Genomic DNA, 25,624 nt, shown 5'->3' with positions numbered 1-25,624 from the left:
TTCTTGCGGTCTAGGCTGCGTCCGCATACGAACAAACCGCGCCGCAGGAAACCGATCCAGTGACGACAACCTCCTCCAGCCCTGCAAACACAGCAATCCCCGCCGGCGTGCCCGGCACCCATGGCACACATTTGCCGCCCCGGCAGCCGCACCGCTGGCAGTTCATCCGCGCGGGCGGCGTGGACCAGGTGGTGTTTCGCTGCGGAGAGGACATCGCGCACATCGCCGAACTCGACCAGAAGCTGTGGGTTGCGCTCGCCTGCCCTACCCGCGGCATCGATTTCGACCCGCGCACGCTCGACCTGATCGACTCCGACGGCGACGGCCGGGTACGCCCGCCGGAAGTCATCGCGGCCTGCCAGTGGGCCTGCGAGCGGCTGCGCAGCGCCGACGTGCTGCTCGCGGGCGGCGGCACGCTGTCGCTGGACGACCTCGACGGCACACGCTCGCCGGGGGCGGACCTTGCCAGGGAGGGCCGCCGCATCCTCGACCTGCTCGGCAAGAAGGATGCGAACACGCTGACGCTTGCCGACATTTCCGATCGCGGCGAGTGGCTGGCGTCGATGCGCTTCAACGGCGACGGCGTGGTCACACCCGAAACCGCCGGCGACGACGACGCGCTGCGCGCGGCCATCGAGGAAGCGATGCGTACCCACGGCAGCACGCCCGACCGCCACGAGAACCGGCCGGGCCTCGACCGCGCGCGCGCCGAAGCCTTCATGGCCGAGGCGAAGGCGGTCCACGAGTGGTATGCCCAAGGCGATGCGGAAGCGCTGCTGCCGTTGGGTGAGCGCACCCTGGCCGCCACCGAGGCCATGCGCGCGGTCGCGGCCAAGGTCGACGACTTCTTCGCACGCTGCCGTGTGGCCGCCTACGACGTGCAGGCGGTGGCGGCGCTCAATCCTTCGGCCGAGGCCTATGACGCGCTCTCGGGCCACACACTCGACGTGGGCGCACCGCCGATCGCCGAGCTGCCGCTGGCGCCCGTCACGCCCAGCCGTTCGTTGCCGCTGCGCGGCACCAGCCTTAATCCGGCCTGGGCCGATGCGATGGCCGCGTTCGCGCGCGATGCGGTTGCCCCGCTTCTCGGCGAACTCGATGCGCTGGAGGAAGAGCGATGGCAGGCGCTGCGCCGCCGGCTCGCGCCCTGCGAAGCCTGGATGGAGGCGCGTCCGGCCAATGCACTCAGCGGCCTTTCGCGCGACCGCGTCGACGCACTGCTCGCGACCCGCGACGCCTTGTTCGCGCTCATCGCCGAAGACGAAGCGGCCGAGCACCACAACCGGCTGCTGGTCGACCTGGAGAAGCTCCTGCGCCTGCAGCGCGACCTGCGGGTGCTGCTCCACAACTTCGTGTCCTTCAAGGCGTTCTACCAGCGCGAAGGCGCCATCTTCCAGGCGGGCACGCTCTACCTCGACGGGCGCAGCTGCGAGCTCACCGTGCACGTGCAGGACACGGCCCGGCACGCGGCGCTGGCAGGTCTGGCCAAGACCTGCCTCGCGTACTGCGACTGCACGCGACAGGGGCAGAAGATGAGCATCGTCGCCGCGTTCACGGCCGGCGACGTCGACTTTCTCTTCGTCGGGCGCAATGGCGTGTTCTACGACCGCCAGGGGCGCGACTGGGATGCCACCATCACCAGGCTCATCGAGAACCCCACCAGCGTCGCGCAGGCCTTCTTCGCGCCGTACAAGAAGTTCGTTCGCCTGGTCGAGGAGCAGGTGGCCAAGCGTGCGGCGGCGAGCGAGGCCGGCTCGCAGAGCGCGTTGCAGTCGCTGGCGGGCCGGGTCGCGACGGCCGATCGACCTGCGGCCGCGGATGCCGCGAAACCGCCGGGGCGGCCGGGCGCGACGCCAACGGCCGGCCGCGTCGACGTCGGCACCGTGGCCGCCATCGGCGTGGCGCTGGGCAGCATCAGCGCGGTGCTGGTCGGCATCTTCGGCAAGTTCATCGACCTGGGGCAGTGGATACCGGTGGCGCTCGCCGGCATCGTGGTCGCGATCTCGGGGCCGAGCATGCTGATCGCCTGGCTGAAGCTGCGCCAGCGCAGCCTGGGGCCGATCCTCGACGCCAGCGGCTGGGCCATCAACGGGCGCATGAAGGTGAACGTGCGGCTGGGCGGACTGCTGTCGCAGACCGCTCGCGTGCCGCCCGGCGCGAAGCGCATCGCCGCCGACCCTTACCGCGAACGGCACGGCCTTGCGGGCGTGCTGGCCGCGGTCTGCATCGTCGGCATGGGCGTGGTGCTGGCCTGGCGCATGGACTGGCTCGACGACCGGCTGCCGCCGCGGCTGCAGCACGGGACCACCATTTCAGGGCAGTAGCCCACGCCGAAGGCGAGTGCGTGAGCAGGATGACAGCAGCCCTAATCCTCTTCACGCACCCGGTACTGGTCCGTGAGCGTCTGCTGCACGTTCGGCGGCACCGCCTCGTAGTGCGACAGCGCGATGGTGTAGCGCCCCTGGCCGCTGGTCATGGCATTGAGCCGCGACTGGTAGTTGGCCAGCTCGGCCATCGGCACCTGCCCGCCGACGGCCACGGTGCCGGCTCCCAGGGTCGATGTTCCGGTCACCAGCCCGCGCCGGGACGACAGGTCGCTGGTGACGTCGCCCACCGCATGCTCGGGCACGTCGATCTCGATCTGCACGATGGGCTCCAGCACCACCGGCCGGGCCTCGCGGATCGCAGCCATGAAGGCCTTGCGGCCGGCGGTGGCGAAGGCGATGTCCTTGCTGTCCACGCTGTGGTGCTTGCCGTCGTGCACCACCACGCGGACGTCGACCACGGGGTAGCCGGCGATCGCGCCGCACAGCAGTACCTCGCGCACGCCCTTCTCGACCGCCGGGATGAACTGGTTGGGTATTGCGCCGCCCCTGACTTCGTCGTCGAACTGGAAGCCCGCGCCGCGCGCCAGCGGCTCGATGCGCAGGAACACTTCGCCGAACTGGCCCGCGCCGCCGGTCTGCTTCTTGTGGCGGTGATGGCCCTGCGCGGGCGCGGTCACGGTCTCGCGGTAGGCGATGCGCGGCGGGCGCGTCTGCACCTCGAAGCGGTACACCTCGCGCAGGCGGTCGAGCACGATGCGCAGGTGAAGCTCGCCCAGCCCGTAGAGCACCGTCTCGTTGGTCGCGACCACGTGCTCGATGCGCAGGCACGGGTCTTCGGCGGCGAGCTTGCCGAGGATCTCCCAGGCGCGCTGCTCGTCGCCGCGGCGCTTGGGCTCCACGGCCAGGCCGTGCACCGGCACCGGGAACGCCAGCGGCGCGAGATGGACGTGGCTGTCTTCCGCAGCGTCGTGCAGCACGGCGTCGAAATGGATCTCCTCGACCTTGGCTACCGCGACGATGTCGCCGGGCACCGCGCGCGACACCTCCACGTGGTCCTTGCCCTGCAGCATGAACAGGTGCCCCACCTTGAAGGGCTTGCGGCCGTCGCCGATGTAGAGCTGGCTGTCGCGCGTGACCGTGCCCTGGTGCACGCGGAAGATGCCCATCTTGCCGACGTAAGGGTCGATCGTGACCTTGAACACGTGCGCCAGCACGTGCAGCGCCGGGTCGGGCCTGGCCTCCATGGGCTTCGCCTCCGCGCCCTCGCCGACGAGGAAGTCGGGCGGGTTGGCCTCGGTCGGGTCGGGCAGGAGCTTGACGATCACGTCGAGCAGCTCGGCCACGCCGGCGCCGCTGCGCGAGGAGACGAAGCACACCGGAATCAGGTGGCCTTCGCGCAGTGCCTGCTCGAGCGGCGCGTGCAGCTCCGACGGGCTCACGTCGCCCTCTTCCAGGTAGCGGTCGACGAAGGCCGCATCGACCTCGACCACCTGCTCCACCAGCGCGCGGTGCGCCGCCTCGACGGGGCCGAAGTCGGACTGCCCGAAGCGGTTGAAGAAGCAGTCCACCACCTGCCTGCCCACGCCGTCGGGCAGGTTCAGCGGCAGGCATTCGCGGCCGAATGCGGCCTGGATGTCGGTCAGGAGCCCCGCCAGCGAGACGCCCTGCGAGTCGATCTTGTTGACGATGATCATGCGGGCGAGGTGGCGCGAGGCCGCGTACTCCATCATGCGCACCGTCATCGGCTCGATGCCGGTGGCGGCATTGATGACCACCGCCGCCGTCTCCACCGCCTCCAGCGCCGGCAGGCTCTGGCCGAGGAAGTCGGCGCCCCCGGGCGTGTCGATGAAGTGGATGCGGGTGCCGGCATGGGTGAGGTGCATCACCGAGGCGTTGAGCGAGTGCTGCATGCGGCGCTCGAGCGGGTCGTGGTCGCTGACGGTGCTGCCGCGCTCGACGCTGCCGCAGGCCCCGATGGCGCCCGCCTTGTGCAGCAGGGCCTCGGCCAGGGAGGTCTTGCCGGAGGCTGCGGCGCCGACGAGCGCCAGCGTTCGCACTGCTTCCATTTCGGCCGCGGGGCCGTTCGATCGGCTTGGCATGGCTGGACTCCTTGGCGTCCGCAAGGCCGGCCCGGCGGTCCCGGCTGCTGGGCGTGGACGCCGGGCCAGCGTACGGGATTGAACGGGCTGTTGCAAGCAGGCCACGGCGAGCACCCCTGCCTGCCGGGTCGGCATAAGGCGTTCGGCCGGTGGACCAGGCGCCGATGCCGCACTGCGTAGGGCTTAAACAGTAGTCCAAAGCTTTCACATGAACACTGTTGCGCAGGACAATAGTGTGCAAACCGTCCGGTGGCGGCAGTTGCCGCAGCCGCCTTTTGAAACGCACTTTCTGGAATAGCCTTCGCTTTCATGGAACGCCGGCTGGATTGGGCCCTCGCCGCTTGTGCCCGCATTCTTCGCCCGGTGGTAAGGCTTGCCCTCGCGATGGGGGTCAAGCATCCCCACCTGGAGGAATTGCTGCGCGACCTGCTGATCGAGGAAGCGCAGCGCAGCTGGCGTTTCCAGGGCGTGCCCAGGCCCAACCTGAGCCAGCTGTCCATCACGACCGGGCTGAACCGCAAGGCCGTGACCGCCAAGGTGCGGGCCACCGTCGACCCCCTGCCCCACACCGAGCTGTCGGCAGCGGCCAAGACCTTCACGTTGTGGTTGCAGATGCTGACCCAGGACGATTCCTTCCGGCGCCTGCCCATCACGGCGGGCAACGCCGCGCCCTCCTTCGAGGCCGTGGCGCGGATGAGCAGCCGCGGCGACGTGCATCACCGCACCATCCTCGACGAGCTGGTGCGCCTGAACATGGTGAGCGAGGAAGAAGGCGTGGTCGAGCTCACGACCGACGGCTTCGTGCCGGTGGAAGACCTCCAGTCGATGCTCGCCTTCCTGGGCGACAACGGCCGCGACCACCTGCTGGCGGCCGTGTCCAACACCCTCGGCGAGGAGCCCCGGATGCTCGAGCGCGCGGTGTACGCGCGCGGGCTCACGCTGAGGGAATGCGAGCAGATCCAGCGGCTGGTCAGGGAGCGCTGGGCCGCCCTGCACCATGAGCTGGCCCAGGAAATGACACAGGCGGTCGACCGCGCCCCGCCCGGCTCGACGGGGCGCATCCGGGTCGGCATCTACACCTATTACGAAGACGAGAACGCCGAGAACGTGCCGGTGCCACCACCGAGACCACCTGACTGAAAGCGAGCCACGCCATGAACAACATCAAGACCCCCTGGCGGCGATTCATGCTCGGCCTCCTGTCCGCAGGCTTCATCGCGCTGCTGCTGTCGTGCGGCGGTGGCGGAGGCAGCGGCAGCAGCGGCGGCCTGGCGGCCGGCGGGCTTGGTGCCGGTGGCGCCGGAACAGGTGGCGCGGCGGTGACGGGCACCGGAGGAGACGCCGCCGCAGGAACGGGGACCGGCGCCGACGGGACGGGAGGCGGCAGCGGCACCGGCAGCGCGGGCGGCTCCGGAGGCACCGGCGGCGGCACGAGCACCGCCGGCAACAGCAACACCGACGGCTCCGGCGTGGGTTCGGGCGGCACGGGCGTGACCGCCGACGCCGCCGGCATCGGCTCTGCGGATGGGCTGGGCAGCATCATCCTCAACGGGCTGCGCTACGACACCGACAGCGCCACCTTCAGCATCGAGGACGCCAGCGAACTGCAGATCGGCATGAGCGCGCGCGTCGCCGGCAAGGTCGACGGCAACTTCACGAGCGGCATCGCCACACAGGTCCAGTCGGCTGCCGAGCTGCGGGGCGAGGCCTCGGGCATCGACACCTCGGCTGGCAGCTTCGTCGTGATGGGCACCGTCGTCAGCATCGATTCGGCCACCGTCTGGGGCGACGCGGACGGCCTGGCCGACGTGCGCGCGGGCGGCATCGTCCAGGTGTGGGGCCTGCCCGGCGCTCCGGGTGCGCTGCGCGCCACGCGCATCCAGGTCGCGCCGACGCTGACCGCGCCCCTGGTCACGGGCACCGTGCAGAACCTCGACACGCTGCACAAGACCTTCACGCTCGGCCAGCTGACGATCGACTACGCAACGGCAGCCTTCCAGGGCATGAACGCATCGTCGCTCTCCAACGGTGCCATCGTGCGCGTCCGGGGGACCGCCGCGCCGGCCGCGGGCGTGCTCATCGCCACGACCATCCAGGGCTGGTACGCGATTCCGGTAAGCGACGGCATCGCCGTTCAGCTCGCGGGCGTCATCACCGACTTCGTCTCGCGCGGCTCGTTCAAGGTGCTGGGCACGCCGGTCGACGCGACCAACGGGCAGATCACCGGCGGCCCCGCGAACTCGCTCGGCAACGGCGTGAAGGTCGAGGTGGACGGCTTCATGTCGGGCGGCGTGCTGGTGGTGAAGAAGCTGCGCATCCGCAATGTGCCGGGCACCGGCGGGCCGGCGTCGTTCACGCTGATCGGGGCGATCGGGGCATACCACTCCGCCGCCGACTTCAGGGTGCGCGGCCAGCCGGTCGACGCCAGCAGCGGCACCGTCGACTTCGTCAATGGCTCGGCCTCGGACCTGGCCAACGGCCGGCGCGTGACCGTCGTGGGAGACCGCGTGGTCGACGGTGTGCTGATTGCCCAGCGGGTGACGTTCACGCCCTGACCTAGCGCGTCACGAGGGCGCCCGCATTGCCCGGGCACCCTGCTCCGCTCGCCAATCACCCCCGAAATTCCGTTCGACGAGCATGCCCTCTCGACAGAGGCATGGGGTTGATGTACAACGAAATTCCTAAAGTGAAAAAATCCCATTTCAACCGCAAATGGCTCCCGAACCTCGTGACGAACAGGATTCGTGCCGCCGCGGCTTTCAGTCCGCGGTGTCGTCACACGCCCTGAAGCGGCGCCCAGGAGGTGATGCGAACCGGGGGTTCTGGTGGGCTTTTCAGCTGGTCTCCACTCCCCCACGGCTCGAATTGCACGCAAGGTGCAGATAGGAGCATGTATGCCGCTCAACCTCCTCCTCCAGCTCCTGCATGAGAAGTTTCCGGTCACGCTCACCTCCGACCCGGACATCAGGAATGCATCGGTCCTGCTGGCGACCGGGCTCGTGGAAGCCGAATTCCATCTCGACCACTTCGGCTACCAGCAGTACGAGAGCGCGGTGGTGTTCGCCATCACCGAAGAAGGACACGCGGAGATCGCCAGCCTCAAGGGCGACCGCTCGGCCGCCTCTGCAGACGAGCAGGACTGGCCCGTCATGCCGCTCGACTACCTGCGCAAGATAGGCAACTCGGTCTTCCCCCTGCGCGTGGACGACCCAGCCGGCATCAACTCGGTGGCCGTGCTGAATGCGGCCGGCATGGTCGAAGCCACGCTTCCCCCCACCTGCCGCGCCCGGCAGACCCAGCAGAAATTCAGGCAGGCGATCGTCCTGCGGGTCACGCCTTTGGGCCGCACGGCGCTGGTCGGGCGGCGGGTGTAACCAATCCCCCGCCCCGGCAACAGCCTCGCTGCCACGCACTGACCGGGTACCCGCAAATATCGCGCGCCTCCCCATCCCAAGAATGGCCGCTCCTCGACAAACGCTCGCGTGACCAAGGCAAACCTCGTGTTGTTACCGGATGCAACAAACGTCACAAGCTGGGCAGATACGGTCGCCCCCATTGTTTTCGACTACCAAAGTAGTAATGTGAAACCTTCACATACGTCACTTTCAGGTGGGACGAATGATTTCCAAAATGACACGGTCGAGCCGACCCTCCCACGTCCCTACGACGGCCCGCCTGGCGTGACGCGCCTCATGCCAAGGAATCTTTCCCATGCTGGCCCGCCCCTCTGCTCCCGACGTCGACGCCAGCGTCGGCGCGGATGCGCTCATGGTGGCTCGCATGCGGCTGGTGCTGTCGGTTTCGGCGCTGCTGGCCGTCGTCGTTGATGCCGGGGATTCCCGCCAGCAGATCCAGAGCGCCGTCTGGCTGGCCTTCTCGGGATACGTACTGCACAGCCTGCTGGTCTATGCCTGCACGCGCATGGGCCGCCCCTATTTCCGGGGCAAGGTCATCCACTGGTCGGACGTGCTGTGGTTCACGCTGATCATCTTCGTGACCGACGGCGTACAGAGCCTCTTCTTCCTCTTCTACTTCTTCGCGATCCTCACCTCCTCGTTTCGCTGGGGCTTCGAGGAAGGCGCTCGGGTGGCGATCGCCTCGGTCGCCTCGTTCGCCGCCTGCGGCCTGGCCACCAGCACCGGCAACGACGCCCCCCAGCTCCTGATGCGCAGCACCTTCCTGCTGGCGCTGGGCCACATGATCGTGCACTGGGGCGGCTCGAAGCTGGGACTGCAACGGCGCCTGGCCCTGCTCGGCGACGTCAGCCAGCTGTCGAACCCCCGCTTCGGCGCCGGCCGCACCATCGCCCGCACCATGGAGAAGACGCTGGCCTTCTTCAGGGCGAGCCACTGCATCCTGCTCACGCGGGACACCTCCACCGGCAACTGGACCCTGCGCACGCTGCGCAAGGACGACACCTGCGAGCACGTCAGCGTGGAGACGATCGGCCGCATCGCCGAGTCTCCGCTGATGGCACTGGCGCCGGACTGCACCGTGCTGAGCAACCACCTGCCCTGGCCCCTGAGCCAGCTCTACGCCCAGAGCCATCTCTTCCAAGCCGGTACGGACGGCTGGCGCACGGATGACGAGGAAGGCGCCGAACGCTGCGAGGCCATCGCCGCCATGCTCGAAGCACGCGCCTTCATCAGCGCCCCGCTGCCGATGCGGCTGGGCGAGGGGCGGGTCTTCGTGTCGTCGCGCGACGGGCTCTTCAACAAGTCCGACGCCCTCTTCCTCTCGCACCTCATGGAGCAGATCTTCCCGACCATCGAGACCATCGAGGTGCTCGACCGCATGGCGTCCGAGGCGGCCTCGGCGGAGCGGCTGAAGTTCGCGCTCGACCTGCACGACACGGCCGTGCAGCCGTACATCGGCCTGCGCATGGGCCTGTGCGCGCTGCGCAGGAAGGCGGCCGCCGACAACCCGCTGAGCGAAGACCTCGACAAGCTCGCAAGCGTGGCCGAAGGCGTCATCGCCGACCTGCGCCGCTATGCCGGCGAGGTGCGGCAAGGCGCCAACAGCTCCCGCGGCCTCGTGCTGCCCCAGTTGCACCGCCAGGCCGCGCGCATCAAGGGGCTCTACGGCATCGACATCGCCGTGGACGTCGACGGCCCGCTCCACCTGGACGACCGTGTGAGCGCGGAAGTCCTCCAGATGGTCGGCGAAGGCCTCAACAACATCTGCAAGCACACCCAGGCCCGCCACGGCAGCGTCCACATCGCCTGCAGGAACGGGCGGCTTCAGCTGAGCATCGAGAACGAGGCCTGCGAGGAGAGCTTCACGCAGTTCCGTCCCCATTCCATCACCGAACGCGCCACGGCCCTCGGCGGGCGGGCGCAGGTCCGCCAGTGCGAAAGCGGCGGCACCGCGGTGCTGGTAGAGATTCCGATCTGAGAAACAACAACACCCCCCCGTGCAGCAAGCACTGCATCGATGAGAAGACAAGTCAAGGAGCCCACCATGCAACCAGTTGCCCACCCCATCGGCGTCCTGCTCGTGGACGACCACCAGACCATGCTGTGGGGCCTGTCCAGGCTGATCGATGGCGAGCATCCGCGCATGAAGGTGGTGGGCACGGCCCGTTGCTGCGAGGACGCGGTGGCGACATCGGAAAGCCTCGCGCCCGACGTCATCGTGCTCGACCTGGACCTCGATGGCCACTGCGCCCTCGACATCCTGCCGAAGCTCGTGTCGAACGCGGGGTCCCGCGTCATGGTGCTCACGGCGGAGCGCGAACAGCGCACGCTCGACCTCGCGGTGCTGCACGGTGCGCGCGGCGTGATGCGCAAGGACGCCCCGGCCCAGGAGGTGATCGACGCCATCGAGCGCGTCTACAACGGCGAACTCTGCGTCGATGCCCAATCCATCGGCCGCGTCTTCTACGAACTCACGGCGGTGAAGAAGCCGCAGAAGGCCGACCCCGAGGCCGCCAGGCGGGCCAGCCTGACGCAGAAGGAGCGCGAGATCATCCACACCGTCGTCGCCGGCAGCGGCGCCTCCAACAAGGCACTGGCCGCGAAGCTCTTCGTCACCGAGCACACGCTGCGCAACCACCTCACCTCGATCTACCAGAAGCTCGGAGTTTCGAACCGCCTCGAGCTGTACATCTACGCGGTGAAGCACCAGCTCGACGCCGTGCAGCACTGAAACGCAAACGCCGCGCCGGGTGCCGGCGCGGCGTTTGAGTCCGGTAGACGCTCCAGGGGAGCGCTCAATTCGTTCTCAAGTCCCGCTCAGCATCGGCATGATCATCCGGATGATGCGGATCGCCGCCGGCGTCAGGATGACCAGCGAGATGCACGGGAAGATGCACAGCACCAGCGGTATCAGCATCTTGGTCGGCACCTTGGCGGCCAGTTCCTCGGCACGCACATGGCGCTTGTGGCGCAGATCCTCGGAGAACACCCGCAGCGACTCGCCGATGCTGGTGCCGAAGCGGTCTGCCTGGGTCAGCATGGTCGCGAAGGTGCCGATCTCCTCCACGCCCGTGCGCAGCGCCAGGTTGCGCAGCGACTTCTCGCGCGTGGCGCCGGCGCGCATTTCCAGGTTGGTCCAGTGCAGTTCCTGCGCCAGCGCCTTGCTCTTGACCTGGATTTCCTCCGTGACCTTGGCCAGCCCGGCATCGAGGCCCAACCCTGCTTCCACGCACACCAGCATCAGGTCCGCGGCATCGGGAAAGTTCTCGAAGATCTCGCGGCGGCGCGAGCGAATGAGCATGCGCAGCACCAGGTTGGGCAGGTAGCAGCCGGCCAGCGCCGCGACCGCGAGCCACAGCAGCATCACCGTGCTGTCGTCCGCCGCTCCCGACGCCCGCAGGCCGACGTATGCGAATGCGGCAAGGCCCAGCGGCAGCAGCGTCTTCATGCCGAAGTACACGAGGTAGGCATCCGGATAGCGGATGCCCGCGTTCAGGAAGCGCACGCGCAGCGGCGAAAGCTCCGCGTCGTTGGTGGGCGACGAGAGCTGCGCGAAGGGCCCGACGAGCTTGACGGCGGTCTCGGTCCAGGCCGACTTGCCCGCCGGCATCGACACCGCCTGCAGGCGCTGCTCGGTGCGCGTGGGAGACAGCCACGCGGCCAGGCCGACGATCGCCAGCGACACGGCCAGGAAGACGAGGATGGGAAACAGCATGGTCATGGCTTTCTCCTTCAGACGCGGATCTTCACGATCTTGCGCAGCAGCACGATGCCCACGAGCATCAGCACCAGCATGTACTTGATCACCATCTGGCCGATCGGATCGGTCCACAGCGGTGTCATGAATTCGGGATTGAAGACGTTCACCAGCGCCGCGAGCGCGAACGGCATCAGGCTCAGGATCCAGGCCGACAGCCGCCCCTCGGACGACAGCACCCGCACCCGCGCGAGCAGCTTGAGCCTCTCGCGGATCAGCCGGCTGAGGTTGGTCAGCACCTCTGTCAGGTTGCCGCCCGAATCGCGCTGAATAAGCACTGACACCACGAAGTAGCGCAGGTCGGTGAGTGGCACGCGCTCACTGAGATTGGTCAGGGCCTGCTGCAGCGAGACGCCGAAGTTCACCTCGTCGGCGACCATGCGGAACTCGCCGGCGATCGGCTCGGCCATTTCCTCGCCGATCATCTGCACGCCGCTGGCGAACGAATGCCCCGCCCGCAGGGCGCGTGTCACCAGGTCCAGCGCCTCGGGAAGCTGCTTTTCCATGCGGGTCAGCCGCCGGCTGCGTTGGCGCTGCAGGTAGATGGCCGGAAGGATCGCCGCGCAGCAGCCGGCTACGAGCGCGAACAGCAGCGACTCGCGCACCACCAGCATCAGGACGAAGAACACGAACACACCCAGCACGCTGGAAACCAGCAGGAAGCTGGAAACCGTCCAGTCCAGTCCTGCCTGCAGGATGAAACGATCCAGCCGGTGCGCCCGCGGCAGCGTCAGCAGCATGCGCTGCATCCACGGAACCTCGCTGAGCATGCGTTCCTTGGCCAGATGAGCCTGCGGCGTGCGGTCGGTTGCCGCCGAGAACGCCTGCAGCCGTTTCTCGATCTTGCGCGCCTCGGGCCCCTTGTAGGAGCGCCACAGCATGTAGAGCCCCTCGAGCATGAGCAGCACCGTCACGAACACCAGCACGGTGATGGTGATGAGGGTGTTTCCCCCCAGGTTGTTGAGCATGATGGTCTCCTGTTCCTTGGCTGGTCAGGTCATTCGTAGTGCTTGTCGGGGTCGAACATCGTGTCCGGCAGTTCCACGCCGTAGGCATGCAGCCGCTCCGCGAACTTCGGCCGCACGCCCGTCGCGCGGAAATGCCCGCGCACCTGGCCGTCGGGGCCCATGCCGGTCTGGTGGAAGTTGAAGATCTCCTGCATCGTGACCACCTCGCCTTCCATGCCGGTGATCTCCTGGATGCTCGTGACCTTGCGCCGTCCGTCCACCAGCCGCAGCACCTGCACGATCACGGTGATGGCCGACGCGATCTGCTGGCGCACCGTGCGGTGCGGCAGGTTCAGGTTGGCCATGCCGATCATGTTCTCCAGCCGTGCCAGCGCGTCGCGCGGCGTGTTGGCGTGGATGGTGGTGAGCGAGCCTTCGTGGCCGGTGTTCATGGCCTGCAGCATGTCGACCGCCTCGGCGCCGCGCACTTCGCCGATCACGATGCGGTCGGGCCGCATGCGCAGCGCGTTGCGCACCAGCGCGCGCTGCGTGATTTCGCCCTTGCCCTCGATGTTCATCGGCCGCGTCTCCATGCGCGCCACGTGCGGCTGCTGCAGCTGGAGTTCGGCTGCGTCCTCGATGGTGATGATGCGTTCGCTCGGCGGAATGAAGCCCGAGAGAATGTTCAGCAGCGTGGTCTTGCCGGCGCCGGTGCCGCCGGAGATCAGCATGTTGACCTTCGCCTGCGCCAGCCCTTCGAGCATCTGCGCCATCTGCGGCGTCAGAGTCTTGAGATCGTTCACCAGGTTCTCCATGCGCAGCGGAATCTTGGCGAAGCGGCGAATCGACATCATCGGCCCGTCGAGCGCCACCGGCGCGATGACCGCGTTCACGCGCGAACCGTCGGGCAGCCGCGCATCGACCATAGGGCTCGATTCGTCGATGCGCCGCCCCACCAGCGAGACGATCTTGTCGATGATCCGCAGCAGGTGCTTCTCGTCGGTGAAGCTGACGTTGGTCAACTCCAGCCGGCCCCGGCGCTCCACATAGATCTTCTCGTGCGAGTTGACCAGGATGTCCGACACCGACGGGTCGGCCATCAGCAGCTCGATGGGGCCGAAGCCGAGCATCTCGTGCTGGATGTCGCGGATCAGCGTTCGCCGCTCGATGTCGTTGAGCGCCTCGGGCTCCTCCTGCAGCAGCCGCGTGGTCATGGTCGAGATTTCCTGGCGCAGCACTTCGGGCTTGAGCGTCTCCAGCGCCGAGAGGTCGAAGCGCTCCAGCAGCTTCAGGTGCATGCGCTCCTTCAGCGACTTGTAGGCATCCGACGCGAAGGGCGACACGGCCTGCTCGACGGCCTGCCCTGCGGGGCGTGCGGCGACGTCGGCTTCGATGGCATTGAGCTGTTCTCTGAATGACATGGGGAACCTGCCTTGCTGTTTGAATGGGTTGACCGGGTGTTCGCTCAGGCGCGGCGGAACAGCCGGCCGATGAAGCCGGGCGCCGCCTCCTGGCGCGGGCTGAGCGAGTGGGCGATGTCGGCGAGCTTCTTGGCGAGCGCGCTGCCGCGCGACATCTCGGCCAGCGGCACGCCGCGGTTGATGGACGCATCGACGTCCTTGCCGCCGTCGGGCACGATCGTGAGCGTCGCGCCCACCAGCGAGCGGCGCATGTCCGACAGGCCGATCTCGCCGCCGCCGGCGCTGCGGTTCACCAGCAGCTCGACCTTGGCGGGCGGATAGCCCAGCGACTTGAACACCTGCATCAGCCGCGTCACGTTGCGGATGTGCGGCAGGCTCGGCTGCAGCACGGGGAAGATGCGGTCGGCCCGGTCGAGCACGCGGATCGAGAGCGTGTCGATGCGCGGGCCAAGGTCGAACAGCACGAAGTCGTACACGCCCAGCGCGATCTGCAGGATCGCGTCGATGTGCTCGGCCTTCACGTCCATTGCGCGGGAAAGGTCCTCCGGCGCCGGAAGAATGCTGAAGCCGGGCGACACCGCCACCACGCTCGCCGCGAGCAGCGAGGCGTCCAGGCGGCCGATGTCGCGGGCAACGTCCGCCATCGTGGAGGTCGGCCGCAGGTCGCTCACGTACGACAGCGCGTCGCCGAACTGCAGGTTCAGGTCGATCAGCAGCACCGAGCGCTCCCGGGAGAGCTGGTAGGCGACGTTGGTTGCGAGAAAGGTCGAGCCGCTGCCTCCCTTGCACGGCATGAAGGCCACCACCTGCCCCGGAGCGCGAGCCTGGGTTCCGGCCATCTTGAGCGCGATGCGCTCGACGGCGGCTTCCAGTGCCGTGGTGTCAGCCGGTGACGGCAGCACCTCGCGGACTCCCGCGCGCATCGCGTGGATCAGGAATTCCGGCGTCTGCATGGCGCAGAGAAGCACCACCGCGATCGCCGGGTGCCGCAGCGTGAGCTTCTCGATCAGCGCCAGCTCCTGGAGGTCGCAGCACATGCCGTCGACCAGCACGAGGTCGGGCGAGGCCTTCTCGACGGCCCACTGCATCCGGCTCTTTCCACCTTCGAACAGCGACACGGTGTGCGAGCGCGCCTCCAGCACCTTGCGCATGTCCTGCAGGTGGCTGGGATTGGGGGAAATGATGGCGATCTTCATGGTCTTTTCCGTTGCGTTGGTTGGCTAGGAGCAGATGGCCGCGCTGTTCGGATCCTTGCGCATGACCTCGCGCGGCAGGTAGGTGGAGAAGCCCGGCATCGGGATCAGCGGCGCGGTCGCGCTCGCGATCGGCGAGATCCACTGGTAGTTGAGCCCGGTGATGCTGACGGTGACGCCCTGGCAGGTGGCGGCGGTGCAGCCCGAGGGCGCCCAGGCCACAGACACGGTGCTGATCTGCGGCAGCAGCGCCTTCATGCGTGCGAGCACGAGCGCCTGCTGGGCGGTGTCGTCGCACACCACCGCGTACCTGGCCCCTGCGCGCGTGGCCTCCTGGGCCGCATTCCAGGTGAACAGCATGCGGGCGAAGTCCACGATGCCCAGCAGGAACATGAGGAAGATGATCAGCCCGAGCGCGAACTCGACCGTGGTCGCGCCGGTGGAACGGTTTCTTCTCATGATGGCGCCCTCATGCTGGCGGTGATGTCGCTGAAGACCATGTTGCCGCTGGCGTTGGCGAAGGCCACGCCGAACACCGAGGGGAACAGCGAATGGAAGGTGTAGCCGGTGACGCGCACCGTCACCGTGGTGATGATCGGATTCGCGCCGACCGACTGCCAGGTGCAGCAGCTCCCGGCCGGCACGTTCGACAGGCTCAGCCCGCGCGCCAGCGGCGAGCCGGTGCCGGCCGTGTTGCCGTACACGATCAGGTTGCGCGCCTCGGTGATTTTCGTTCCCGGCGTCTGCACCGACAGGTAGCGCACGGCGTCGCGCGTCGACTTGACCACCGCGTTGTACTCGTACATCGCGCGGCCGAATTCCGTGGTGATGAAGGTCAGCAACAGCAGCAGCGGAATGATCAGCGCGAGTTCGACAAGCGCTACGCCCTGCTGTGCACGACGAGACGGCTTCATGGCGTGCCTCCTCTTCCTATCTCACCAGGACCGGAACCAGCGGCCCGGCCGATCCACCCGCCAGCCCGCTGGTGGTGCAGGGGCTGCCGGTCGCACCGGCGTTGCCGAGGAATTCCAGCTGCGTGTCGGTCATCGGAATGCTCAGCGGCTGCAGCATCAGCATGCAAAGGTAGTCGATCACGTGGTTGCCGCCATCGACGACAGGCACGGTGACGAAGCGCCGGTCCATGCCGTATTGCATGTGGCCTCCGCTGACGTTGCCCGGCGCAGCCAGGTTCTGGAAGCTGTTGAGCGAAAGGCCGGTGATCGATTCGCAGCTGTTCGCACCCTTCACCTTCGTGCCGGTGTCGGCGCACGACGCGAAGGCGGCGCGCTTGGTCACGAAGTTCTGGCCAGTCCCGGAGCCCGGGGCGGGGCCGTTGTAGGCGTTGAACTGCGCGGGCCAGTTGAGCGAGGTATAGGCGTAGCCGGTGTAGTCGGGCCGTGCCGTGCTCGGGTCGCTGCTGTTCTTGTAGATGCCGAAGCGCTGGTTCCACACGTCGGCCACGGAGGTCTGCACGCCTGGCGTGCCGACTGTGTCGCCGACCTTGGCGCCGCATCGGCCGTTGAGCTCGGCTTCGGTTTCGGATGCACTGTTGCTGCCATCGAGGTTGGCCCAGCCGATCTGCCCGCCCGTGGCAGCGTTCTGCGCCATGATGAGCGTCACCCACTCGCCGACGGCGAAACCGTAGTTCGGAGCGGTGCCGCCGGTCTTGGGCTTGGCCGCGACAGGAATGGGGCATGCGGTCTGCGCGCTGGCCCGGGTGGCGACCGCTCTCGCGGTGACGCTGCGCGTCGCGGGGTTGCCGGCCGTGTCGCCCGAGAAGGCGCCCATCGCCTTCATGAGCCAGATGTTGATGTTGGGTTGGGTATGCACGCACTGGGCATAGCGCGCCAGGGCGGGCGTCGTGGTGACGGCATAGGAGGCGTCGCGGAAGGTGATGTCGCTCGCGACGATCTGGCCCTGCCCGCTCCAGGTACTCGACTGCATGTTCACGCGGTTGGCATTGCCGGCGGTCTGGCCCGCGCTCGTTGCACGGGTGATCGCCGTGCCCTGTCCGTCGAGCTCGCGCGCAGCGGACAGGGCGCAGCTGTCTACAGCTGTCTGCAGCTCGGTCTTGACCACGAACAGGTGCCCGAAGTCCAGGGCGATGCCCATGAACCCCATCAGGAACAGCAGGATCAGCGCGGCTGTGACGATCATCGCGCCGCGCTGGCGGCGATGCTGGCGGCAGGTGAACATGGTCAGCTCCCTGGTTGAGTGAGCGCGCGCAGCGGCCGGGTCAGGTGCAGCTCGTGCCGCCCAGACATGTCGTGACACGGTCGATGAGTGCGCCCAGAGCAGTGCCGTCGGACAACGCTTGCAATGCAACCACCAGCGCGATGGAAACCACGGCGATGATCAGTGCGTACTCGACCACTTGCGCACCGCTCTCGTCTGTCAGAAATGACTTGAACATGATGATGAACCCCGGTTCGTTGTTGACGAAGAATGCGTGGGAGCGGACGGGGAGATGGAACGAAGCGGGCCATGTGACATGGACCCGCTTCCCTCCCCGAAGAACTGCTTACTGGCAGTTCGTCCCCGTCAGGCAAGTCGTGACGCGAGTGATGAAACTCGTGAAACCGCCGTTGTTGGCCGTGAGGCCCTTCAGCGCGACAACCAGCGCGATCGAGACGACCGCGATGATCAGCGCGTACTCGACGACCTGGGCGCCCTCTTCTTCGCGCAGGAAGCCTTGGGTCGATTGGCCGATGGCCTTGAAAAAGTTTTGCATGATTCGTTCCTTTCGAGGTTTGAACGGTTGGAAATCGGGTTCGAGAAAACATGAATGAGGGAAGAAAGTTCGTTTCGATTCGTGTCACTCTCCTTTCCGCGTGAGTCCCGAGGAAGCGGGCTTGGCTAATGCAATGCGTGCGTTCATCACTTCGAGGCGCCGGCGCCCTGTCCGCCGATCTGGCCACCGATGTTGATGACGTTGACCGCCGGCGGCGGCGTCTTGTACGACTCCTGGTACTGGTGCATCGCCTCGCGCGATGCGCGCCCGTCCATGCCGGTGACGGGGTCGCCGTTCTTGCCGGCGTTCGGGTTGATGGTCATCTTCTTCTTTGCGTCCCGCACCGCGTCGCCGAAGCGCGCGTCGTAGTTGGGCGTGACGGTCGAGCAGCTGGCGCCGAGAAGGCAGACGAGCCCGACGGTGATCGATCTGATGATGAACATGACGGTGCTCCTCACGGGGTTTCGCTGGCGGGGGCGGCCGGGGCCGGGGTCGAGCTCTCGAGCGCGCCGTTGAGATAGACCTCGGCACGGCTCGGAACGACGTGGTTGTCCGTCGGCACCCGCGGCGACTCGGCCAGCGGACGCACCAGGCGCGGCGTGATGACGAACATCAGCTCGGTCTGCTCGTTCTGGAATTCGGTGCTGCGGAAGAGCGCGCCCATCACCGGCACCTCGCCGAGGCCCGGATAGCGCTTGATCGTCTCGTTCACGTTGCTCTTGATGAGCCCGGCGATGACGAAGCTCTGGCCGTCGTTGAGTTGCACGGTGGTGTCGGCGCGCCGCACCGTCAACGAGGGCAGCACGGCGGTGACGCCCGAGACGGTAGTGAACGGAGAGCCGGTCTGCGTCAGGTCCGACACCTCGGACACCAGCTTGAGGTTGACGCGGTCGCCGTTGAGCACGGTCGGGGTGAACTTGACCCCGATGCCGAATTCCTTCTCCTCCAGCGTGATGTTCGTCCCGCCGCCGCCCGCGGCGCTCTGTGCCACAGGGATGAAGATCTTGCCGCCCGACAGGAAGCTGGCCTGCTGTCCACTGATGGCCATGATGTTCGGCTCTGCGAGGATGCGCACGAGCCCGTCGTCCTTCTGGCCGTCGATGGTCAGCGAGGTCCGCCCGATGCGCAGCGCCTGCGCCAGGCCGGCGCCGGTGCTCAGGAAATTGGAGATCAGCGAGTAGTTGTTCAGGCCGCCGTTGCCGGTGCGCGCAATGCCCACGCGCGAACCCAGCCGGTCGAGCAGCGTCTTGCTGACCTCGGCGATCTTCACCTCGAGCATCACCTGCTGCGGCGTAGCGACGCGCAGCAGGTTCACCACCTTCTTGCCGTCGGCGCCGTAGGCCGAGGCCAGGCTCATCACGTCGTCGAGCTTGAGCGCGTCGCTGATCTCGCCGGTGAGCACGATGGACTTCTCGGCGCTGCGAACGCGGATGCGGCGCTCGTCGGGCATCAGCTCGGCCAGCTTGGCCTGCAGAGCCAGCGGATCGATGGTGACGATCACGTCCTTGATGTAGCAGGTGCCGTCGGCGCTTTGCAGCACCACGTTCATCGAGCCCGCCTGGCGGCCGCGGAAGAACAGGTCGGTCGGGCTCAGCAATGTCACGTCGACATCCGCGACGCCGTCACCGCTGTTCGCGTTCGCAGCCTGGGCCTGGGCGGGCTGCATGCCAGCCGGCACGGCTGCCGCCGCGGCGGCAGGCACAGGGGCCCGGGCGGGCGGCTGGCCGCTGACCACGATGCGCACCACGCGCGCCTTCAGCGGAATGACCACCGACTTGCCCAGCACGGCCTGGGTCGGCTGGTCGTCGGGAATGATGGCCGTGCAGCGGCGGCTGCCGCCCGGGCCGGCGTTGCCCGTCGCAGCCGCGGCGGCGGCTGACGTCGAGGAGACTGCTGCCGCGGGCATGGCGCCCGTGGCCGAGGCGGTTGCCGCGACCTCCGCGGCCATGGCGGGAGTCGCCGCGGTCGCGAGGGTCGCCAGCAGGCTGGCGAGTTTTGTGGAGATATGGCGCACTTGGTGTTCCTCCTGTCGTTTGGGTTCAGAAGCAGGTGAGCGAGCTGCCCGAGTGCTGGATCACCTCCACGCACTGGGAAGCCGGCTGTGCGGCGGGGCCTGCGTGACGGGCACGCGGGCGGGCGGGAGCCGGTGCCGCGGCGGTGGAGACCTGCACGATCTCCTTCGCGCCGAAGAGCTGGCCCTTGGTGATTCCGTCGGTGGCAACCGTGGTCTTGTCCATCTGGTTGCGAAGCACCAGCGACAGGGTTCCCACGCTGCGGGCCAGGTCGAGCTTTTCGGAGTCCTCGAGCGAGAGCTCGAGGGTGACGGCGCTCACCACCTTCGGCTTGGTGTCGTCGCGGTTGGCTTCCTGCGCCACCGCCAGCACCAGCACCTTCTCGAGCACGGTCTTGCTGATCTGCAGCGCTTCTTCGCCGCGGCCCTTGTCCTGCTGGGCGTTGACCATCACGTCGACGTAGTTGCCCGGCAGCGCGAAGCCCGCCACGCCCACCACGTCGTTGACGCGCACCGTCATGGCCCGCTTGCCGCTGGCGATCACCGCAGAGAGCCCGCCCTGCGTGCCCACCGGGGCCAGCTTGCCCTCCATGAGCGCCTCGCCGCGCAGCACGCCGACCTTCACCACGCGGTCCTGCAGCGCCTTGATGTCGCCGAACGAGCCGCTGGGCACCGAGCCGCTGGGCCAGTCGACGGTGGTGAGCATCTGAGCGTTGACGCGGCTGCCCAGTTCGATGTCGACTGCGGCCACCACGACCTTGTTGGACGCGATGCCGCCTTGTCTGGAGATCCAGCCGGCCGCGTAGACGGCTGCCGCCAGGCCCGTCAGCAGGGCCAGCAGGATCAGCCCGATCGCCTTGATGTTCTTCATGTGAACCTCCGTCGCAGGTAAGGGATGAGAGGGCTAGACGTAGCCCAGCTGGTGCGCGAGCACTTCGATTGCCGTGCCCGCTGCGATGCAGATGCCGTAGGGCAGCTTCCCCACGGACTGGCTGGCATCGATTCGCCCCGAGGGGCGGATTCCGGCGATGCTGGAGAACATCACGCCCTGTGCGGCGTCCTTGACGTTGGCCAGCATGTGTCCGACGCGGCGGCGGTGGATGGCGAAGGCCATGGCCGCCAGGCCGCCCGCGATGAAGGTGAAGAGCACTGCCATCAGCGTCTGCTCGGGCCCGATGAAGGCGCCCGCCATCGCCATCAGCTTGACGTCGCCGGCGCCCATGACCCCGATGACGTAGAACGGCACCATCGCCGCGAAGCCGACGCCCAGTCCGCCGAAGGCGCTCGCCGCCCCGGCCATGGGCGTGCGCGCGGCCATCGTTCCGTAGACCAGCGCGAAGAGCGCGCCGCCGAAGGTCAGCCAGTTGGGAATGCGGTAGAAGCGCCAGTCGCTGACCGCGGCCACGGCGAGCAGCGCGAAAAGCGCGACGGTGCGCACGTCGGTGGCCAGCATCGCCAGCAGTTCGAGAACGGCGTCGAGTTCTTGCATGATGGGCTCCACGGGTTCAGGCGCTGCGCCGGATGGCGAGCATCAGCAGCATGAAAACCACCATCACCAGCGCGCCGATCAGCGCGAACTCCATGAACGACATTCCTGCGTCTTCGCGCAGAAGGTTCATGAAGGTCGTCGGCAGCAGTGCGAGCGGTTCCATGCAGATTCCCCGGTTGTCGTTGCCGGCCCGGACCACCTGTTGCCCGGCATGGGCAGAGGCGTTGGGCCTTGGGGATGACTGTAGGAATCGCGCCGTTTCCGCACATGAGCAGGGCGCCCTTTTATGAGGGAGTCAAACCCCCCGTGCGCGCGGGCTCCCGGGCATGACAAAGCACCCGGGACGCGGCGTGACAAGCGGCCGATGGCCGAACGGCCTATGGCCGCCGCCGTGCCGCAGGAAGGGAGCTCAGGGAATGCTGCGAGCGACCACGCCGAGATCGCGCCAGGCCTCGGGGTGGCAGCTGAAGATCAGTATCTGGTGGCGGGCCGCCGCGTCGTACAGCACCCGCTTCATCTGGCCCAGGCGCTCCTCGTCGGTGTTCACCAGCGCATCGTCGAGGATGAGCAGGGTCGGCTTGCGCGCTTCCTGCAGCAGGTCCGCGTAGGCCAGGCGGGCGACCACGCCCATCTGCTCGCGCGCGCCCACGCTGAGTTCCTCGAAGGCGCCGCTCTGGACGCCGCGCAGCCCTTGCCGCGTGATGCGGCCCGGCGAGAGGTCGTCGCCGACCTCCACCTGCGCGCCCGGGAAGAGGATCTGCAGGTAGTGGTCCAGATGCTTCTGCAGCGGCGCGCGCAGGCGCTGCGCCAGCGCCGAGCGCTTCTCGCGCAGCAGCTTCAGCAGGTGGTCGAGCGCCCTCGCCCGCCGTTCGAGTTCCGCGCAGCGCCGCGTGGCGTGTTCGAGTTCGCGCTGCGTCTCCGAGGCTGCTTCTTCCTGGCCCAGGGCGCCCCGGGCCTCGAGCTCGGCTTCCAGCCGGGTGATCTCGGTGGCCCGCTGGTTGTGCGTGGTTTCCGCTTGCCTCACGCTGCGCTCCAGCCGCTCCACGTCCTGCGCGAGCACCGGCAGGTTGATGGTCTGCAGCTGCCGGGCCAGTTCGGCCACCTTGTCCTGGACGGCCGACTGCTGCGCGAGCGCATCGGTCAGCGCGCCGCCGGCCTCCGCCTTCCTGCCGGCCCTGGCCGGATCTTCCAGCGTGGCCTTGACCGCCGCGAGCTCGTCCTCGGCGGCCTTGACCTGTTCGCGTGCATTCCCGGCCGCCACCTTCGCGTCGTTGAGCGCGGCGGATGCCGCTTCCAGCGCGGCGCGCGCGGCAAGTTCCTGCGACTCGGCCTGCGCGCTCGAGAGCGACCCCGCATCGCTCGCCGGTGCGGGCGGCATGTCCTGCAGCGCCTTCCTGGCTTCCGCGAGACGGGCCTCGCGCGTGGCCATGTCCGCGGCGAGCGCGCCCAGCCCCCTGGGCGCCAGGGCCGCGAGCACGGCCTCGGCCGCCGCGGCTTCGCTCTTGCGCAGCGCTTGCTGTCGCACGCGCTCCTCGACGGCGGCGAGGCTTTCGGCGCGCAGGCCCTGCAGCAGCGCCGCGAGTTCGTCGCGGGCGCGGGCGTGCTCGTTGGCCAAGCCATCGAGATCCGCGCCGCCGGGCAGCACGCTGATCCGGCCGACGCCTTCGATCTCGATGTCGGTCCGGGAGATGACGGTCTGGCGCCGCGCACCGCCCAGCTCCACGCCGGCCACGCGGACCTTCGCCGTGGGCTGCAGGTCGAACTCCAGCGCGGTGGCCACGGCGTCGAGCCGGGCCTGCGCGGTGCGAAGCGTCTCCGCGCAATGGCGCAGGCGCCTGAGCTCCGCTTCGGGAACCGCGAGCGCCTGCGCCTCGGCCTGCAGTCGGGTGACTTTCTCCTGCTCGCTGCGGGCCTTCTCGTGGCTTTGCTTGAGTGCGTCGAGCTGTTCGGAGAGGCTTTCGACGGCCTTTTCCTGCGCGATGCGCGATGCCGCCTGCCGCGCCAGGCGGAGGTTCTCGCGCGCGGCGGCATCGGCTTTCACCGCTGCGGCCTGACGGGGTTCCCAGGCCTGGAGTTCGCCGACAGCCCGGGCAAGGCCTTCCTGCGTCGCCTGCAGGTTCTTCTCGCGCTGGGCGAGCGTCGCTTCCTCGCGCTCCATCGCCTGGAGCTGGGTGCGCCATGAGCTCACCTGGGCGCCGATCTGCTTCAGCGCGGCCTCCTGCGCAGTCTTCTTCTGGTCCAGTCCCCTGGCCTCTTCCAGCCGCTGCTGCGCGACGACGAGCTGTTCGCGCAATGCCGTCCATGGTTTCGCTGCCTCGTCGCGCTGGTGGTCGCGGCGCAGGCCGGAAAGGCGATCCACGCCCGAGCGGTAGGACTCGACGTCGGCACGCAGTTCTTCCAGCTTCTTTTCAAGTTCCCCGCGCAGCTTGTTGGCGTCGGCGAAGGCGCCGCGCGGAACCCCCGTGCTTTGCGTGAGCAGCTCGTTGCGCTCGGCCTCCACCGCCTTCAGCACTGCGTCGCCGTTGCTGGCAGCCAGTTCGCCCAGCGATTCGCCGAGCGCGTTGCGCAGGTGGTCGCTGGCAAAGCCCACCGCGCTGGCGATGTCGTGCGAAGTGCCCTGCCTGATCCACAGCAAGCCCGGAATGCCCATGTGCTCGGGCGTGCTGGCGCCCTTGCCCGGAAACCGGAAACCCAGCAGCGCCGCCAGGTGGTCTTCGGCCACTGCGCCGTCCATGGTCCTGCCGTCGATCACCAGCTCGCAGCGCTTCTTGCCCAGGAAGGCCTTGGTGAGCCGGCATGGCTTGCCGTCGAGTTCGAAATCGACCTCCACCAAGGGCGTGGCCGAGCTCTCCCCCCATGGCCGCAGGTGCTCGACGGCGCTGGAGCGGTGCCGCTCGAAGAAGGCGGCGCGTATCGCCTCGGCGACGGTGGACTTGCCCGATTCGTTGGGAGCCGCGAAGAGATTCAGCCCGTCCGTGAAGCCGTCGATTTCGAACGGCGCGCGAAACAGCTTGAAGTTCTCGATGCGAAGCCGCTGCAGCTTCATGCTCATGCGCTGGCTCCCGCGTGCGAGGAACCCTGCTGCGCGCCGAGGATGCGCGCGAGCGTGAGCAGCGCGTCGCGTGCCAGTTCCGCATCGGCGTCGCCCTGCTGCTCGCGCAATGCCTGCAGCGCCTCGCCGACGAAGCCGTCGGCATGCAGCGCCTGGATGTCGTCCTCGGTCGGCTCCAGCCGCAGCGCCTCGCCATCCCATACCAGCGCGCGGGCCCTGGCGCGGGCTGCATCGAGCGCGGCGCTCAGCCGGTCGTGGCCGGCAAGGTCGCAGGTGCCCTGGGCGCGCAGCTGCAGCACGTCGCCGCTGCCGATCTGCTCCAGCTTGCGCACCAGCTCGTCGATGTCGGAAGGCACCGCGAGCCGCGGCTCCCACTGCTGCCAGTCGAACTGGCCCACGCGCACCGGCTCGACCACCGGCACCGCGCCAGCGCCCTCGATGCCCACGAGCAGCGCCTGGCCCGAATCGTTGGCCCGGAAGCGGTCGGTCTCAGGCGTGCCCGAGTACCAAGTGCGATCGTCGATCCGCCGCGTGCCGTGCCAGTCGCCGAGCGCGAGGTAGTCGAGCCGAGCCTGGGCCGCGCGCCCGGCGGCGATGGGGTTGGTCGAGTCGATGTCCTCCGGCAGGATGCCCTGCACGCTGCCGTGCGCGAGGCCGATGCGGGGCAGGCTTTCGTCTTCCAGCTCCGCGGTGGCGAACCACTCGGTGAGGTCGCCGTAGGTGTGGCGTTGCGTGAGTGGCGCGGGCAGCAGCGTGAACTTGCCCGCCACCACATGGGGCCTGGGCTCCAGGCAGCAGACGATGTTCGGCGCGATGGCCCCCAGCCGCTGCGCGCGGCTCCAGACGGATTCGCTCAGCGCCGAATCGTGATTGCCCGGGATCAGCAGCCAGGGCCCCGCGAAGCCCTGCATGGCGTTGAACATGCGCCGGATGGTCTTGTCCGACACGGTCTGCAGATCGAACACGTCGCCCGCGACCAGCACGGCATCGACCTTGCGCTCGGCCGCGATGGCGGCCAGCCGTTCCACCGCCTTGAAGCGCGCCTCGAACAGCGCGGCGGCGTCGTCGGGTTCGAATTGGGAGAAAACGCGGCCGATCTGCCAGTCCGCGGTGTGGAGCAAAGAAATCATGCGTCGTGGCCCCCTTTGCCTACCGCGTCTGCATACGTCGTTCGAGAAGAG

The 25,624-nt window shown here is 68.1% G+C and carries 23 protein-coding genes; 6 read left to right on the top strand and 17 right to left on the bottom strand.

Annotated features, from left to right (window positions below; genetic code table 11):
• Nucleotides 1–59 precede the first annotated feature (59 nt).
• Complete coding sequence (locus FHT32_RS07875) at nucleotides 60–2,324, top strand: hypothetical protein (protein WP_371132146.1); 2,265 nt, start codon at nucleotides 60–62, stop codon at nucleotides 2,322–2,324.
• 41 nt (nucleotides 2,325–2,365) lie between these two features.
• Here the strand turns inward: FHT32_RS07875 and fusA are convergent, their stop codons facing one another.
• On the bottom strand, nucleotides 2,366–4,426 hold the full coding sequence (fusA, locus tag FHT32_RS07870) for an elongation factor G (RefSeq protein WP_176664077.1): 2,061 nt from the start codon (nucleotides 4,424–4,426) through the stop codon (nucleotides 2,366–2,368).
• Between the two features lie 309 nt (nucleotides 4,427–4,735).
• On the opposite strand from fusA, the gene FHT32_RS07865 reads away from it, so the two are divergent.
• The 5 genes from FHT32_RS07865 to FHT32_RS07845 all read left to right on the top strand — a co-directional run bounded on the left by FHT32_RS07865 (nucleotide 4,736) and on the right by FHT32_RS07845 (nucleotide 10,573).
• A complete protein-coding gene (locus FHT32_RS07865) occupies nucleotides 4,736–5,566 on the top strand; it encodes a DUF6502 family protein (protein ID WP_176664076.1) in 831 nt (276 codons plus the stop codon).
• A 14-nt stretch (nucleotides 5,567–5,580) separates the two neighbouring features.
• Nucleotides 5,581–6,981: a DUF5666 domain-containing protein gene (locus tag FHT32_RS07860; RefSeq protein WP_176664075.1), complete on the top strand. Its 1,401-nt coding sequence runs from the start codon at nucleotides 5,581–5,583 to the stop codon at nucleotides 6,979–6,981.
• A gap of 339 nt (nucleotides 6,982–7,320) precedes the next feature.
• On the top strand, nucleotides 7,321–7,800 hold the full coding sequence (locus FHT32_RS07855; protein ID WP_176664074.1) for a hypothetical protein: 480 nt from the start codon (nucleotides 7,321–7,323) through the stop codon (nucleotides 7,798–7,800).
• A 337-nt stretch (nucleotides 7,801–8,137) separates the two neighbouring features.
• On the top strand, nucleotides 8,138–9,820 hold the full coding sequence (locus FHT32_RS07850; RefSeq protein WP_176664073.1) for a sensor histidine kinase: 1,683 nt from the start codon (nucleotides 8,138–8,140) through the stop codon (nucleotides 9,818–9,820).
• Between the two features lie 66 nt (nucleotides 9,821–9,886).
• Nucleotides 9,887–10,573: a response regulator transcription factor gene (locus tag FHT32_RS07845; protein ID WP_176664072.1), complete on the top strand. Its 687-nt coding sequence runs from the start codon at nucleotides 9,887–9,889 to the stop codon at nucleotides 10,571–10,573.
• Nucleotides 10,574–10,648: 75 nt separating this feature from the next.
• Here FHT32_RS07845 and FHT32_RS07840 read toward each other — a convergent pair whose 3' ends face one another.
• The 16 genes from FHT32_RS07840 to FHT32_RS07765 form a co-directional block, all read right to left on the bottom strand.
• Nucleotides 10,649–11,563 (bottom strand): type II secretion system F family protein, encoded by a 915-nt coding sequence (locus FHT32_RS07840; protein WP_176664071.1) that lies wholly within the window; start codon nucleotides 11,561–11,563, stop codon nucleotides 10,649–10,651.
• A gap of 11 nt (nucleotides 11,564–11,574) precedes the next feature.
• Nucleotides 11,575–12,567 (bottom strand): type II secretion system F family protein, encoded by a 993-nt coding sequence (locus FHT32_RS07835; protein WP_176664070.1) that lies wholly within the window; start codon nucleotides 12,565–12,567, stop codon nucleotides 11,575–11,577.
• A gap of 29 nt (nucleotides 12,568–12,596) precedes the next feature.
• The gene (locus FHT32_RS07830) at nucleotides 12,597–13,967 is read right to left on the bottom strand and encodes a CpaF family protein (RefSeq protein WP_176664069.1); all 1,371 of its coding nucleotides are present in this window, start codon (nucleotides 13,965–13,967) and stop codon (nucleotides 12,597–12,599) included.
• Between the two features lie 44 nt (nucleotides 13,968–14,011).
• Entirely contained in the window at nucleotides 14,012–15,163 is a 1,152-nt protein-coding gene (locus FHT32_RS07825; protein WP_176664068.1) for an AAA family ATPase, read from the bottom strand.
• Between the two features lie 24 nt (nucleotides 15,164–15,187).
• Nucleotides 15,188–15,619, bottom strand: coding sequence for a TadE/TadG family type IV pilus assembly protein (locus FHT32_RS07820; protein WP_176664067.1), 432 nt, complete (start codon nucleotides 15,617–15,619; stop codon nucleotides 15,188–15,190).
• Nucleotides 15,616–16,074, bottom strand: a complete 459-nt coding sequence (locus FHT32_RS07815) for a TadE/TadG family type IV pilus assembly protein (RefSeq protein WP_176664066.1) — start codon at nucleotides 16,072–16,074, stop codon at nucleotides 15,616–15,618. Before FHT32_RS07815 ends, FHT32_RS07820 begins: the two co-directional genes overlap by 4 nt.
• 16 nt (nucleotides 16,075–16,090) lie before the next feature.
• The gene (locus FHT32_RS07810) at nucleotides 16,091–17,356 is read right to left on the bottom strand and encodes a pilus assembly protein TadG-related protein (RefSeq protein WP_176664065.1); all 1,266 of its coding nucleotides are present in this window, start codon (nucleotides 17,354–17,356) and stop codon (nucleotides 16,091–16,093) included.
• A 40-nt stretch (nucleotides 17,357–17,396) separates the two neighbouring features.
• Entirely contained in the window at nucleotides 17,397–17,573 is a 177-nt protein-coding gene (locus FHT32_RS07805; protein ID WP_176664064.1) for a Flp family type IVb pilin, read from the bottom strand.
• A gap of 108 nt (nucleotides 17,574–17,681) precedes the next feature.
• Nucleotides 17,682–17,891 (bottom strand): Flp family type IVb pilin, encoded by a 210-nt coding sequence (locus FHT32_RS07800; protein WP_176664063.1) that lies wholly within the window; start codon nucleotides 17,889–17,891, stop codon nucleotides 17,682–17,684.
• A gap of 146 nt (nucleotides 17,892–18,037) precedes the next feature.
• On the bottom strand, nucleotides 18,038–18,334 hold the full coding sequence (locus tag FHT32_RS07795; protein WP_176664062.1) for a hypothetical protein: 297 nt from the start codon (nucleotides 18,332–18,334) through the stop codon (nucleotides 18,038–18,040).
• Between the two features lie 11 nt (nucleotides 18,335–18,345).
• Entirely contained in the window at nucleotides 18,346–19,839 is a 1,494-nt protein-coding gene (locus FHT32_RS07790) for a type II and III secretion system protein family protein (RefSeq protein WP_371132156.1), read from the bottom strand.
• A 91-nt stretch (nucleotides 19,840–19,930) separates the two neighbouring features.
• Nucleotides 19,931–20,773, bottom strand: coding sequence for a Flp pilus assembly protein CpaB (gene cpaB, locus FHT32_RS07785; RefSeq protein ID WP_176664060.1), 843 nt, complete (start codon nucleotides 20,771–20,773; stop codon nucleotides 19,931–19,933).
• A gap of 33 nt (nucleotides 20,774–20,806) precedes the next feature.
• Nucleotides 20,807–21,391, bottom strand: coding sequence for a prepilin peptidase (locus FHT32_RS07780; protein ID WP_176664059.1), 585 nt, complete (start codon nucleotides 21,389–21,391; stop codon nucleotides 20,807–20,809).
• A 16-nt stretch (nucleotides 21,392–21,407) separates the two neighbouring features.
• Nucleotides 21,408–21,554 (bottom strand): hypothetical protein, encoded by a 147-nt coding sequence (locus FHT32_RS07775; protein WP_176664058.1) that lies wholly within the window; start codon nucleotides 21,552–21,554, stop codon nucleotides 21,408–21,410.
• Between the two features lie 246 nt (nucleotides 21,555–21,800).
• Nucleotides 21,801–24,443 (bottom strand): AAA family ATPase, encoded by a 2,643-nt coding sequence (locus FHT32_RS07770; RefSeq protein WP_256098917.1) that lies wholly within the window; start codon nucleotides 24,441–24,443, stop codon nucleotides 21,801–21,803.
• Nucleotides 24,440–25,573, bottom strand: coding sequence for a DNA repair exonuclease (locus FHT32_RS07765; protein WP_176664057.1), 1,134 nt, complete (start codon nucleotides 25,571–25,573; stop codon nucleotides 24,440–24,442). The genes FHT32_RS07770 and FHT32_RS07765 overlap by 4 nt, the downstream gene beginning before the upstream one ends.
• Between the last annotated feature and the right edge of the window lie 51 nt (nucleotides 25,574–25,624).

This window comes from Variovorax sp. SG517, from assembly GCF_013376045.1.
In the GTDB taxonomy this organism is placed as follows: Bacteria; Pseudomonadota; Gammaproteobacteria; order Burkholderiales; family Burkholderiaceae_C; genus Variovorax.
Note: the sequence above shows the minus strand (reverse complement) of the source record. Positions and strands in the feature narration are given on the sequence as shown.

What these genes read in the sequence shown, in the direction of transcription:
- FHT32_RS07810 (WP_176664065.1), bottom strand. Translation starts at nt 17,356, where the DNA reads ATGTTCACCTGCCGCCAGCATCGCCGCCAGCGCGGCGCGATGATCGTC.
- FHT32_RS07820 (WP_176664067.1), bottom strand. Translation starts at nt 15,619, where the DNA reads ATGAGAAGAAACCGTTCCACCGGCGCGACCACGGTCGAGTTCGCGCTC.
- FHT32_RS07805 (WP_176664064.1), bottom strand. Translation starts at nt 17,573, where the DNA reads ATGTTCAAGTCATTTCTGACAGACGAGAGCGGTGCGCAAGTGGTCGAG.
- FHT32_RS07835 (WP_176664070.1), bottom strand. Translation starts at nt 12,567, where the DNA reads ATGCTCAACAACCTGGGGGGAAACACCCTCATCACCATCACCGTGCTG.
- FHT32_RS07815 (WP_176664066.1), bottom strand. Translation starts at nt 16,074, where the DNA reads ATGAAGCCGTCTCGTCGTGCACAGCAGGGCGTAGCGCTTGTCGAACTC.
- FHT32_RS07830 (WP_176664069.1), bottom strand. Translation starts at nt 13,967, where the DNA reads ATGTCATTCAGAGAACAGCTCAATGCCATCGAAGCCGACGTCGCCGCA.
- FHT32_RS07775 (WP_176664058.1), bottom strand. Translation starts at nt 21,554, where the DNA reads ATGGAACCGCTCGCACTGCTGCCGACGACCTTCATGAACCTTCTGCGC.
- FHT32_RS07850 (WP_176664073.1), top strand. Translation starts at nt 8,138, where the DNA reads ATGCTGGCCCGCCCCTCTGCTCCCGACGTCGACGCCAGCGTCGGCGCG.
- FHT32_RS07800 (WP_176664063.1), bottom strand. Translation starts at nt 17,891, where the DNA reads ATGCAAAACTTTTTCAAGGCCATCGGCCAATCGACCCAAGGCTTCCTG.
- FHT32_RS07795 (WP_176664062.1), bottom strand. Translation starts at nt 18,334, where the DNA reads ATGTTCATCATCAGATCGATCACCGTCGGGCTCGTCTGCCTTCTCGGC.
- FHT32_RS07825 (WP_176664068.1), bottom strand. Translation starts at nt 15,163, where the DNA reads ATGAAGATCGCCATCATTTCCCCCAATCCCAGCCACCTGCAGGACATG.
- FHT32_RS07790 (WP_371132156.1), bottom strand. Translation starts at nt 19,839, where the DNA reads ATGGCCGCGGAGGTCGCGGCAACCGCCTCGGCCACGGGCGCCATGCCC.
- FHT32_RS07845 (WP_176664072.1), top strand. Translation starts at nt 9,887, where the DNA reads ATGCAACCAGTTGCCCACCCCATCGGCGTCCTGCTCGTGGACGACCAC.
- FHT32_RS07865 (WP_176664076.1), top strand. Translation starts at nt 4,736, where the DNA reads ATGGAACGCCGGCTGGATTGGGCCCTCGCCGCTTGTGCCCGCATTCTT.
- FHT32_RS07780 (WP_176664059.1), bottom strand. Translation starts at nt 21,391, where the DNA reads ATGCAAGAACTCGACGCCGTTCTCGAACTGCTGGCGATGCTGGCCACC.
- cpaB (WP_176664060.1), bottom strand. Translation starts at nt 20,773, where the DNA reads ATGAAGAACATCAAGGCGATCGGGCTGATCCTGCTGGCCCTGCTGACG.
- FHT32_RS07770 (WP_256098917.1), bottom strand. Translation starts at nt 24,443, where the DNA reads ATGAGCATGAAGCTGCAGCGGCTTCGCATCGAGAACTTCAAGCTGTTT.
- FHT32_RS07855 (WP_176664074.1), top strand. Translation starts at nt 7,321, where the DNA reads ATGCCGCTCAACCTCCTCCTCCAGCTCCTGCATGAGAAGTTTCCGGTC.
- FHT32_RS07765 (WP_176664057.1), bottom strand. Translation starts at nt 25,573, where the DNA reads ATGATTTCTTTGCTCCACACCGCGGACTGGCAGATCGGCCGCGTTTTC.
- FHT32_RS07860 (WP_176664075.1), top strand. Translation starts at nt 5,581, where the DNA reads ATGAACAACATCAAGACCCCCTGGCGGCGATTCATGCTCGGCCTCCTG.
- FHT32_RS07840 (WP_176664071.1), bottom strand. Translation starts at nt 11,563, where the DNA reads ATGACCATGCTGTTTCCCATCCTCGTCTTCCTGGCCGTGTCGCTGGCG.
- fusA (WP_176664077.1), bottom strand. Translation starts at nt 4,426, where the DNA reads ATGCCAAGCCGATCGAACGGCCCCGCGGCCGAAATGGAAGCAGTGCGA.